The organism is Spirosoma aerophilum, from assembly GCF_054782495.1.
In genome coordinates this window covers 149,541-161,558 of record NZ_BAAGSJ010000036.1, presented here as the reverse complement: position 1 = coordinate 161,558, position 12,018 = coordinate 149,541, and the positions used below count along the sequence as shown (strand labels likewise).

The 12,018-nt window shown below is 52.3% G+C and carries 10 protein-coding genes; 6 read left to right on the top strand and 4 right to left on the bottom strand.

Features of this window, described 5'->3' with window-relative positions; translation table 11 throughout:
• Positions 1–66: 66 nt before the first annotated feature.
• The 5 genes from ACYVK4_RS28505 to ACYVK4_RS28485 all read left to right on the top strand — a co-directional run bounded on the left by ACYVK4_RS28505 (position 67) and on the right by ACYVK4_RS28485 (position 7,248).
• A complete protein-coding gene (locus ACYVK4_RS28505; RefSeq protein WP_461130983.1) occupies positions 67–1,497 on the top strand; it encodes a RagB/SusD family nutrient uptake outer membrane protein in 1,431 nt (476 codons plus the stop codon).
• A gap of 43 nt (positions 1,498–1,540) precedes the next feature.
• On the top strand, positions 1,541–3,547 hold the full coding sequence (locus ACYVK4_RS28500) for an FAD-dependent oxidoreductase (protein WP_461130982.1): 2,007 nt from the start codon (positions 1,541–1,543) through the stop codon (positions 3,545–3,547).
• A 368-nt stretch (positions 3,548–3,915) separates the two neighbouring features.
• Positions 3,916–4,545: a TetR/AcrR family transcriptional regulator gene (locus ACYVK4_RS28495; protein WP_461130981.1), complete on the top strand. Its 630-nt coding sequence runs from the start codon at positions 3,916–3,918 to the stop codon at positions 4,543–4,545.
• 78 nt (positions 4,546–4,623) lie between these two features.
• Entirely contained in the window at positions 4,624–6,813 is a 2,190-nt protein-coding gene (locus ACYVK4_RS28490; RefSeq protein WP_461130980.1) for a hypothetical protein, read from the top strand.
• A gap of 54 nt (positions 6,814–6,867) precedes the next feature.
• Entirely contained in the window at positions 6,868–7,248 is a 381-nt protein-coding gene (locus ACYVK4_RS28485; protein WP_461130979.1) for a hypothetical protein, read from the top strand.
• A 150-nt stretch (positions 7,249–7,398) separates the two neighbouring features.
• Here the strand turns inward: ACYVK4_RS28485 and ACYVK4_RS28480 are convergent, their stop codons facing one another.
• From ACYVK4_RS28480 to ACYVK4_RS28465, 4 genes are all read right to left on the bottom strand, one after another.
• A complete protein-coding gene (locus tag ACYVK4_RS28480) occupies positions 7,399–7,968 on the bottom strand; it encodes a YceI family protein (protein ID WP_461130978.1) in 570 nt (189 codons plus the stop codon).
• Positions 7,969–8,023: 55 nt separating this feature from the next.
• A complete protein-coding gene (locus ACYVK4_RS28475) occupies positions 8,024–8,479 on the bottom strand; it encodes a MarR family winged helix-turn-helix transcriptional regulator (RefSeq protein ID WP_461130977.1) in 456 nt (151 codons plus the stop codon).
• Positions 8,480–8,533: 54 nt separating this feature from the next.
• A complete protein-coding gene (locus ACYVK4_RS28470) occupies positions 8,534–10,585 on the bottom strand; it encodes a hypothetical protein (RefSeq protein WP_461130976.1) in 2,052 nt (683 codons plus the stop codon).
• Positions 10,586–10,664: 79 nt separating this feature from the next.
• Positions 10,665–11,183 (bottom strand): GNAT family N-acetyltransferase, encoded by a 519-nt coding sequence (locus ACYVK4_RS28465; RefSeq protein ID WP_461130975.1) that lies wholly within the window; start codon positions 11,181–11,183, stop codon positions 10,665–10,667.
• Positions 11,184–11,400: 217 nt separating this feature from the next.
• Between ACYVK4_RS28465 and ACYVK4_RS28460 the strand changes: the two genes are divergently transcribed.
• On the top strand, positions 11,401–11,997 hold the full coding sequence (locus tag ACYVK4_RS28460; RefSeq protein WP_461130974.1) for a Maf family protein: 597 nt from the start codon (positions 11,401–11,403) through the stop codon (positions 11,995–11,997).
• Positions 11,998–12,018: the final 21 nt, after the last annotated feature.

Below are 12,018 nucleotides of genomic sequence, written 5' to 3'. Positions count from 1 at the left end.
GATGTATGATGTATTGCTTTCGCCTGTCCCCACATATATCCTACATCACTTAACGATCTCTGAGCCATGAAAAAAAACATATTCATTCTTTGCCTGATCGGGCTGTTAACGTCCTGCGATGTACTGGACCAGAAGCCCGAATCCAGTTTTACCCCGGCCAATTTTTACAAAAATGCCGACGACGCCAAAGCGGCTGTCAGTGCCGTGTACGACCCGCTGAACAGCACCAACCTGTACGCGCAGGTGATGTGGATCTTGCAGGATCAAGCTACCGACGATGCCGAGTGGGGTAATGGTCGCTCAACGGCCAACCAGCCTAAGAACGACCTCGACAAATACACCTTCACGCCCGCTACCAATACGTTTCAGGCTATCTGGTCGACGGTGTATTCGGCCATCAACCGGGCCAACGCCGTGATTACCCGCGTACCCGGTATCCCGATGGATAATGACCTGAAAGCCCGCTACATTGCCGAAGCTAAATTTATGCGTGGGTTTTATTATTTTACCCTCGTGAGATTGTTTGGCGGTGTACCGATCATTACCGTCGAAACCACATCACTCAACGACCTGACCGTGGCGCGGGCATCGGCCGATGACGTATACAAGCTCGTCATTCAGGATTTCACCGATGCCGAAGCTGTGCTGCCCGCATCTTATTCGGTCGCGGATCGTGGCCGGGCTACTAAAGGGGCTGCCAAAGCATTTCTGGCGAAGGTGTATCTGACTCGCCAGGACTGGCCAAAGGCTTCAGCGAAAGCTAAAGAAGTAATTGATCTGGGCGTTTATGACCTGTGGGCCAACTTTTCCGATGCGTTTCTAATTGCCAATAAGAATGGGAAAGAAGCGGTTTTCGAGATGCAGGCCCTGAGTGGTGGTTTCGGCGAGGGCAGCTGGATGCAGGGCTACATGCGCCCTAACTTCGACCGCGTAAATGGCGTGGCAGGATTGGGTGATGACCCCGCTACCGAAAACCTGTACCGGGCTTATCGCGCCGATGACAAACGCCGGAACGTGACCCTGCGGCTCTACAGTGCCACCAGCAGCCCGGCGGCTCCGGCCAGCGTATTGTTCCCCTGCTACGTGTACAAATACCTGGACCCTACGGCTACCGGTAATGGCGACGGCGGCAATAACTACCCCATTGTGCGCTATGCCGATGTGCTGCTCATGTATGCCGAAGCCCTCAACGAGCAGACCGCAAACAGTGCCGATGCTTACGCCACGGTAAACCGAATCCGTAGTCGCGCGGGACTGCCCAACCTGACCGCCAACCTGGGTCAGGCGCAGTTCCGGGATAGCGTGCTGCTGGAACGTCGGCTGGAACTGGCGTTCGAGGGGCACCGCTGGTATGATCTGGTGCGTACCAAACGGCTGGTGAGTGCCCTGAAAGCACAAAATCCAGCTATTCCTGTGGCCGAGTACCATTACCTGTTCCCGATTCCTCAAACCGAGCGCGATGTAAACCCAAAACTGGACCAGAATCCGGGCTACTAACCAATAAATAGATACGGAAAGCCACAACTCCTGATAGTCAATCATGCGCAACTCCATTCGTTTGCTTTTTTTAGTCTGTTTCCTGACAGGCGAGTTAGTCGCCCAGACTACGCCCATTACGGTCGATATCTGCGTGTACGGCGGTTCGTCGGCGGGGGTAATGGCGGCTTATACCGCCCGTAAACTGGGCAAATCCGTTATCCTGATCGAGCCGGGACGTCACCTCGGCGGACTCACGACCGGCGGGCTGGGCTACACCGACATTGGCAATAAATACGCCATCTCCGGCATCGCCCGCGATTACTACCGCCAGATCGGCAAGCATTACGGAAAGTTCGAACAATGGATTTTTGAGCCTCATGTGGCAGAAGACCTCTTTAAATCATACATCAAACGGGGTAATGTCAATGTCCTTTACGAACATCGGCTTCAGTCGGTGAAGAAGCAGGGCAGCACCATTCAGAGTATCACCCTGGAGCCATCCTCAGCGGGGAATGCTACCCGAACCGTTCTTGCCAGGGTTTTTCTCGACTGTACCTACGAAGGCGATTTACTGGCTAAAGCGGGTGTTAGTTACACGGTAGGCCGCGAAGACAATAAGACCTACGGCGAAACCTACAACGGTTTTCAGTTGCTCGATAAGCACCAGTTTGCCGATGGCGTCGATCCATACAAGATACCCGGCAAGCCGGACAGTGGCCTGCTGTGGGGTATCAGTTTGGCGAAGGTGCTGCCCACAGGTACGGGCAACAAAGAGGTGCAGGCTTACAACTTCCGCATTTGCCTGAGCAGCGATCCGGCCAACAGCATTCCCATCACCCGGCCCGAAGGGTATGATTCGACCCGCTACGAACTGCTGTTGCGCGCCATCGAAAAGAACCCCAGGCTGGCGTTCAACACCATTCTCAAACCCGACCGGATGCCGAATCAGAAAACGGATATCAACAACAACGGTCCATTTTCGACCGATATGATTGGCATGAACTACGACTTCCCCGAAGCCAGTTACGAGCGTCGGGCGGCCATTCAGCGGGAGCACGAGCTGTATAACAAAGGGTTGCTATACTTTATTGGGCATGACCCCCGGATGCGCAAAGACATCCAGACCGAAATGCTCAAATTTGGCTACCCGAAAGATGAATACACCGACTCAGGCAACTGGTCGACGCAGATGTACGTTCGTGAAGCCCGGCGCATGGTAGGCGCGTACGTGATGACCCAGGCCAACTGCCAGGGGCGCGAAGTAGTGCCGGACGGCGTGGGCATGGCTGCGTATACGATGGACTCGCACAATTGCCAGCGGCTGGTCGTGGAGAAAAACGGCATAAAAATGGTCAAGAACGAAGGTGACGTGCAGGTGGGCGGCTTCGCGCCTTATCCCATTTCGTACCGCTGCCTGACGCCCAAAGCGACCGAATGCACCAACCTGCTGGTACCCGTTTGTTTGTCGGCGAGCCACATTGCTTACGGGTCGATTCGTATGGAGCCGGTCTTTATGGTACTGGCCCAATCATCGGCGGTGGCCGCGAGCATGGCTATCGACGGAAAAACGTCGGTGCAGCGCGTTGATATAAAGAAGTTACAGAGCCAGTTGAAAACTAACCCACTGGCCGATGGCAGTACGCCCGAGATTCTGGTTGATAACGACGATCCTGCACAGGTATCCCGCACCGGCGACTGGACACGTGACAACAATCCGAAAGGTGCTTATGGACCCAGCTATTTCACTACATCGGGCAACGGTTCGGGTGTAAAAACTGTCCGGTTCAGCCCGGCGGTGACCCAATCGGGCACTTACCACGTTTATATGTACGTCCCCAAGCTGACGGGCGCTTCTAGCCAAACGAACTTGCTGGTATCGGATGGCAATCAGACAAAGCCCATCACCATTCGTGAGGCCGACATTCGGGTAGAAGGCCAAACGACCGGCGAGTGGGTATCGCTCGGGTCATATAATCTGTCGCCGGGAAAGAAAAGCTTCGTTGAGGTATCGACAAAAGATGCCGATGGGATTGTGGTAGCCGATGCCGTGCTGTTCGTACCAAACTAATCACCTGTGCGACTCACCAGGGTGGGCAGAAATTAATAATTAACCATCTCTTTAAAAAAAAGCTCCTGCCTGAGACGAAGCGGTTTATTCGTCTCAGGCAGGAGTTGGGCGTTATGCCAGGTACAGGATCGGCTGGGTGCGCATGATGGATCGCCGACGAACCATTGCCTTCTAAAAAACGCCAATGAGCGGTTTTGTTGACAACAAATAAGCGCGTCAAATGAACGCGGGCTGATGGGCCCTGGCCGTAATTATTCATAGCCAGCAAGCACTTCAAAATTAACAGGAAAATTTGCTTGAAAAAATATTTTCCGTTTCCTTTGTAATGGAAAATAAATCGAACTCAATATTTTCCCCGGTAAGCTCCTGTGAAGAACGAAATTTTACAAGCCTCACTGACCCTATGCTTACAGTATGGCATTCGGCAAATGTCCATTCAGAAGCTCGTTGAGTCGCTCAACATCTCCACCAAAACGGTTTACAGGTACTTTAAAAATAAGGAAGAGCTTCTGGAAGCTGTCCTTTATCACTACCACGGCGAGCAGTACCAGATGCTGGAAAACCTTCCGGCCGGCAAAAACGCGGCCAGCCTCTTTTTTACGATCTGGCAAATTGCCCTTGAAAAAGAGTACCTGGTCAATAAAGTTTTCTACGAAGATCTGCACAAGTACTACCCCGAGCTGGAACAGAAGGTGAATGCTGTAATCAGTCAAAAATTTGAACAGTACTTTCTGTCCGTTATTCACCAGGCTATGGACGAGGGGGCCTTCCGGGCCGATATTCTTCCCCAGGTTGCTTTGCAAAGTGTACTGGTGCTTCACCAGGCTGCCGTTCGGAGCGAGAAATTTAATCGGTTTGGTTTGTCAGCTCAAGACTTAATGATCTATACGACCGGCCAATACATACGAAGTCTTTGCACGCCCAGCGGGCTTCAAGCCGTCGATGAACACATACAGGCGTTGCGGGAAACGGCCGTCGCGGTGCTGACCACCCAGTAAAGGCATTGCCCAAATGATTGACTGGTCTCTATACCTCTCCTACTTACCGGATAGCCTCTCTAACCCAATAGCAAATCAATGAAATCAGTCCGTCCATACTTGCTCCGTCCTATTTTTGTCTTGCTGGGGGCGCTGACCATTTCCCTTGGCCAGACGCAAAACAACCTGCCGCAGCAAAGCGCAGCGCTCGCTAAAAATTACACGACCAAAGACACGCTGTTTAGCCAGCCTTACGTGGATAAGGATGAGTGGCGGAATAAACCCGTAAGACACCGCTATGTGCATGGTGGTTTTAAAGGCACGGAAGCCCGTTTCTCGTTTTACTTCCCACCCAAAGAAACCTATTTGGGCCGCTTTTTCCAATATATTACCCCCTTTCCCGATGATGAAAATTTGTCGCAGGGCGCCACTGGCGAAGAAGACAAGATTGGCTTTTCCGTTTCGCACGGAGCCTATTTCATTGAAACCAATGAGGGCGGCAAGATCGATTTTGCCAAGCCACAAGCCCGGGATGCGAGCATAGGTGCTTACCGGGCGAATGCAGCATCGGCTCAATATTCACGGGTAATCGCGGCCCAACTCTACGGGGGGAAGCGCCCGTTCGGCTATGCCTTCGGGGGCAGCGGGGGCGCTTATCGGACGGTAGGGGGCATCGAGAATACAGAGGGCGTTTGGGATGGTGTGGTTCCCTACGTGCTGGGCTCTCCCATGGCCATTCCCAACGTCTTTACGGCTCGGATGCACGCCATGCGGGTCTTACACGATAAATTCCCTCAGATCATTGATGCCCTCGAACCCGGTGGCAGTGGCAATATGTATGCGGGGCTGAATCAGGAAGAAAAAGAAGCCTTACAGGAGGTAACCAAAATGGGCTTTCCGCCCCAGTCCTGGTTTGGCTACAAGACAATGGGTATCCATGGATTTCTGGTGCTGTACAAAAGTATTGTCGGCATCGATCGGGCCTATTTCGAGAAGGATTTCTGGAACACCCCCGGCTATTTGGGGGCCAGCGCACCAGCCTCCCTCCTGAAAGCGCGTATTCAGCAGGTCAGTACCATAAAGGCCGGTGTCACCCGTGATCAGGCGGTAGCGTTAGGCTTAACGAAGGCGATGTCGGCGCAGGACCGGGGCACCGCCGATGCTGCCTGGAAAAGCCTGGGCGGGGTCGAAGGCACTATGCCCGTTGGATTTCAACTACAAAACCGATTACCCGACATTGACTTTTTGGGAGGAGACCTACTCATAAAAAGCGGTGCCGCTGCCGGTAAGACCCTGCAGCTGACGAAAATTTCGGGTGACCAGGTCGTTCTTGGCCCGGTTGATCCGGCCATACTGGCTCTGGTAAAACCGGGCGACAGTGTTCAAGTCGATAATTCGAACTTCCTGGCGGTACAAACCTATCACCGGCACCAAATACCCGGCAAAGAATATGCGGTATACGACCAGTTCCGGGATGCCACCGGGAAACCGATATATCCTCAGCGTCCCATGCTCCTGGGGCCCCTCTTTACCCGGGGAGCGGCTGGTGTATTGCCGACAGGTAAGTTCAACGGCAAAATGATTTTACTCGAATCACGCTGGGATCGGGAAGCGTTTGCGTGGCAGGCGGACTGGTACCGTGCCCGGGTACAGGAGCATTTGGGCGACAAAACCGATCAGAATTTTCGACTCTGGTATACCGACCATGCTCTGCACGGTGACGTGGCCATTGAAGATGACCCCACCCGGACGGTGAGTTATCTGGGCGTACTCCAGCAGGCGCTGCTGGACCTGAGTGCCTGGGTAGAGAAAGGCATCGAACCGGCCGCTACCACCCATTATACGATCGCCGACGGGCAGGTTGTGCTTCCTGCTACGGCAGACCAGCGCGGGGGTATTCAGCCGGTGGTCAGCGTACTCGCCAATGGCGGCAAACGAGCTGTCGTGAAAGTGGGACAAGCCGTTCGCTTCACCGCCGAGGTGGCCGTGCCCAAGAGCAAGGGCAAAGTTGTGACGGCGGTCTGGAACTTCGAGGGATTACCGGGTGGCTTTGCCATCAGTGATCTTCATGGCTGGGCCTTTGACCACTCTGCGGTCTTCCCCGTACCGGCCCGGCTCAAGCCGTCCGACAAAACCGGCTCCCCTGTGCAGGTTACGTCTACGTACACCTTCACCAAACCCGGCACCTATTTCCCAACCCTCCGAGTGGCATCTCAACGGGAAGGTGATACGAAAACCCAGTTTACGCGTATCCAGAATCTGGACCGCGTCCGGGTCATTGTCGAATAGAGCCGGTACCCGTTTATCTAAGAAAACTGTATTACATTTTAACCAATAGCTGATATGAAAAACGTACGTATTCTTCTTCTGTTCCTGTTTGTCGGGATTGCCCATGCCGGTTTCTCGCAAACAGCTACTCCTTCTGATTTTTTTGCCGGTAAATGGGAAATCAGTGCCGTTGGAACCCCCGTTGGCGATGTAAAGTTTACGACGGATTTAGTCCGTAAGGCGGATAAACTGACGGGGGAATTGACAAATACGACAGATCCTGGCCAGGCTAAACGCCCCCTCATCCGGGTCGAGGAGAAGGGCGATAAAGTGGTCATGTACTTTGAATCGTCTCAGGGAGGAGAAGTGTCCATTGACCTCACCAAAGTGGATACCGATACCCTGAAAGGTACTTTGGCTACATTCGACGCGACCGCCAAACGACTGAAACCCTGAACGGGGTGCCCCCTTCAGAAACGAGCAAACCAGGGCCTGCTTTCCAGGGATGAATTTTTCGCCCGGCGGCCCGGTCCCTATCAGCCACACGACTCCAAAATAAATCCCTGCCACCGTTGGGTAGCAGGGATTTCTATAGGGCAGACTAATTTAATTGGCTTTTACCAGCTCGCCCGTTGCACGGATCGAGATTTCATCGCTAACAACAGCCGTTGGGACTGTTCCTACGGTAAAGTCAGCGCGTTTTACTTCGCCTGTTACTTTAAAACCAGCTAAAGTCTTTTTGTTTTGTGGGTTGGTCACCGGACCCGTGATCACCGCATCGAGGGTTACAGGCTTCGTCACACCGTGCATGGTCAAATCGCCCATGAGCTTGTATTTGTTGCCAGATACTTTGCTGATCGACTTGCTCTTAAACTGCAGAGTTGGGTATTTGGTCGCGTCGAAAAAGTCAGGGCTCTTCAGGTGGCCATCACGCTTTTCCTGGTTCGTGTTGATGCTGCTTACATCGGCGGTCAGGTCGATTTGTGCATCTGTAAAATCAGGCTTCGACGAAGTCATCTTCACATCGAAGTTCTGGAATTTACCATCTACTTCCGACAACATCATGTGCGTTACCGTGAATCCCAGGTTCGAGTGCGCTTTGTCGAGCGTCCAGTTTTGAGCAAAAGCGCCTACTGAAGAGAACAACAGCGCAGCGATCATCGTTGCTTTTTTCATTTGTTTGTAACAGATTAGTAATTAGTGAAAGACGAGTAATAAAATAATGAACCGTTCAAACGCGCAACCGGTCGAGCAACAGGCTTAGCGATACAGCCTCGTCGGCCGTCAATTTAGCTTCCAGCAAGGTATTCCATTCGCTCTGGCGGGTATCCAGTTGCTTCAGTAAATCAAGCCCCTTATCCGTAATGACCACATCAACCGCCCGTCGGTCGCTGGGGCATTCGGTACGCAGCACAAGTTTCTTCGCCACCAGCTTATCTACCAGCCGCGATGCGTTCGACATTTTGTCGAGCATCCGCTCCGTTATGTCCGATACTTTGATCGGGTTTGGATACTGGCCGCGTAGAATTCGCAACACATTATATTGTTGTAAGGTAAGTTTGAATGGTTTCAGCAACTGAGTCTGGCTTCCAGCGATCCAGTTGCTGGTGTACAGCAAATTCACAATGGCCCGCTGATAGGGCGATCGGAAGGGTGTACTCTGCTTGATGTCAGTTTCTATGGACATGCAACAAAGATAATACAATTACATTAAATGTCAATACATTTAATGTAATTATTTTTATCGGTACGGGATGATTTGCGGAGCCGACAGATCAAAATCCCGTAGTCGAAGCGTAGGAATACCCTCAAAGGCCTGCCGAAACGGCAGTGTGTTACCCGGAATATTAGGATAATAGGCCAGCCGGATCTGAAAGCTGTTGAATGTCAGGTTTTCGTTTCTCAATCGAAAGCCAATACCATATCCCTGGTATAGTGTGCTGGCCAACAAGGGGCGTTCCGGAAAACTGGTCAGCCCCAGGTTGACGAACGTGATAAAGGCAACCCGAAATCCGATCAGATTCAGCCGGGAGAACAGTATGTTTTCATAATTGATAAACCATCGTTTAGTGCCGCGCAGGGCGTCGCTGTTGATGCCGATACCATCCGTATTGATACCGCTTCCGGTACTGCCCAGGGTAATGTATTCGTTGGCAAAGCGACCAATCCCGGTCGTATAGCGGGTATTGAAAAAGTGACGCATGTTGCCCCACTTGGTTTTCATTAGCTGACTAAAGAAATTAGACTCCAGTGAAAAGACACCCTGCTCGATCCGGTTATTGCGGACATAACCACCCACGTTGACAAGCCCGTAGACATAGCCGAGATGCCGGACATATTTGCCCTGCGAGAAGTTGAGCCCTGTATAGAGCCGCTGTCCCAGTTCAGCATTATCGAAGCCGGCGATAGCCGCTACCGTTTCCCCGATGGGCACGTCTTCGGTACGTCCGAACCCATAGATCAGGACATCCCGTACGTATTTTCGCCGGGAGAAACCCACACTAAACAAGGTTGTGCGGCTATCCTGATAAATCTGATTGGTATCGGCCGTTACATCGGGGCGTCGGCTGTAGGTATAGCTCGTGTTTCGCAAAGCCACCACGAGCCTCGATCGTCCTTTTTCGTCGGTGTCCTGTTGTTTATAGAACAGGCGAAACGACCGCCCAATCCAGATATCGGAGTAGTTATAACTGAGTGGCACCAGCAAAACACTATCGTCGCGGGTGACCAGCCGATTATTAATCTTCGTGTGGTTAAGTTCAATCGCTCCGGCATACTTCATGTCGGGCGTCAGAAAAGGGCGATATAACTTGAAAGCGGCCTGCTTCAGGTCGCGTAGATACAGCAAATTAGCTTCGGCCGTCATGAACGTCTTGCCAATAAATGGAACCTTGTACCGCCCCTGATATTCCAGTTTCTGGCGTGGGTCGTTTCCGGAATAAGCCACCTGCGCAAAAAGTTGATGCCCTAACCCCCTGAAATTGAGCTGATCGAAGCCAAGACTAAAGCTGTTGAGACCGCCAAACCCGCCATTGGGCAAGAGCGACCAGACATCCTGGGTAATTACGTAGACATCAACAAACTGCTTGCTGCCCGGCCGGGGCAGCACTAAAATACGGGCATCGTGAAAAATGGACGTTGTCCGTAACAGCCGTTCATTATCCCGCAGTACGTTGGGGTCAAGTATATCGCCCTGCCGAAAAAGCAGGTATGAATTCCGAATAACGTGTTCGCGGGTATTGAAATGCAGCCGATTGCCGGTCCGCTCCACCCAGTTGGCAGGTTTACGAAGGGTATCGTAAACGGTCTGACCAAACACCCCAAGCCGCCGGATGTATATGTCCCCGATAATTTTTCCTTCGAAGATCCGGAAGGGGTTCACTTCGATCTGATTCACCTCGCCCGTTCGGGCGCGGCTGTTGTATACATCCTGAAACACAGCGTCGTACAACTGCCGGGTTAGCCGATGTTTGTACATTTTGGTTTTCAATCGGCTATAGAACACGCTGTCGCGCTGTTGGAGTAGACTGTCCGACACGGAACTGGCCTTGATGGTAGCCAGCGATTGCATGAGTGCCATGGAATCTACGCTCATGGGCTGAATTGGCTTATGCTGCAGGGTATCTATGGCATAGATATTGAGCGGGGCAGGCGTCTGCACTTTTTGTTCCGGTTGCTTCGGGCGGGGGTCCGACTGCCCCCATGCGGAAGCGGAATATCCGGCAATGCACACCAGCCACACCAAAAAATGGCGTAGAAATGGCGAGTACCGTGCCGGATATTTTTTTTTCATGTTTATCAGAACGATTCTTAGAGCAGGGCCGATACAAATGGTTTAACGGAATACATGTACCAACAGGAATCGGCCGCTCTTAACGTAACTGTTTCTGAAGCCAATAATCCCGCTGACGCTCCGAACCGAACTGAAAATAGTGAAAACCGAACCGCTCGAATCCCATCTTTTTATAGAATAACTGAGCCCGTTCATTTCGCTCCCAGACGCCCAGCCACACGGCCTCATACCCTTGTTCTTTAGACCAGTCGAGGCAGTGATTCAAGAGAGCACGCCCCTGCCCCTGCCCTATTTGAGACGCCAGCAGATAGATTCGCTGTATTTCAATAGCATTACGGATTTTCATCCGTCTTGGTGGCGTGTGCTTCCGTAATTTTGCAAAACCGATGGGCCTATCATCAGACGACACCAGCAGAAAAAACGTCGACCGGGCATCGGCCAGCTCCGTTTCCAGAATAGGTACCGTAATGGCCGATTCAATATATTCGTCAACAAGGTCGGCCGGGTTATAGGGCGGTCCAAACGCTTCACGCATGGTTACGGCTGATAGCTCAGTAATTACAGCGGCATCGGCAGGGGTGGCGAGTCGGATAAACACAAGATGTAGGATATAGGTTGTCGGATATAAGATGTATGGTGCAGGATGTATGCTGACCAAATCACATAATAAGGTGATGATTTACGAATATAAGTTGAAATTTGCCAGTGATGCTCAGGGAACCAGCCCCCTGGATGGCTCGAAGTAGCCTAACGGCATACATCATACCGCGCGGGCGGCCCCGATCTTATAATATACATCCTATATCTTTTCCTCTGTGTTATCCTTACGTTATCCTTTGATTCTTGCCTCGGGCTCGCCCCGCCGGAAACAGCTTATGACCGATGCGGGCTTTTTGTTCACCATCGAAACCCGCCCAACCGATGAGGTTTTCCCGGATACCATGCCGGTCGATGAGGTAGCCGAATACCTGGCCCGCCAGAAGGCCGGGCAGTTCATCAACGATGCCGATACACCGAACCGTATTGTACTTTGTGCCGACACGGTGGTGATTCTCGGCCAGCAGATCATGAACAAACCGCAGGACGAAGCAGATGCCCGCCGAATGCTGCAGTCCCTATCCGGCCAAACGCACCGCGTACGAACCGGCGTAGCCATTCTGGCCCCGGATAATACCGGCCAGCCTCAGCTACACTCATTTACGGATGAAACCATCGTTCAGTTTGCCACTCTGACCGACGATGAGATCACCTATTACATCCGCGAATGCAAACCGTTCGATAAAGCCGGGTCGTATGGGGCACAGGATTTTATTGGCCTGGTAGGCATCGACCGGCTCGAAGGCTCCTTTTACACCGTGATGGGTTTACCAACGCACCGGGTATACCAGGCCCTGAAAGCGTACGTAGAATAGGAATAAACCCGTATGTTTGTG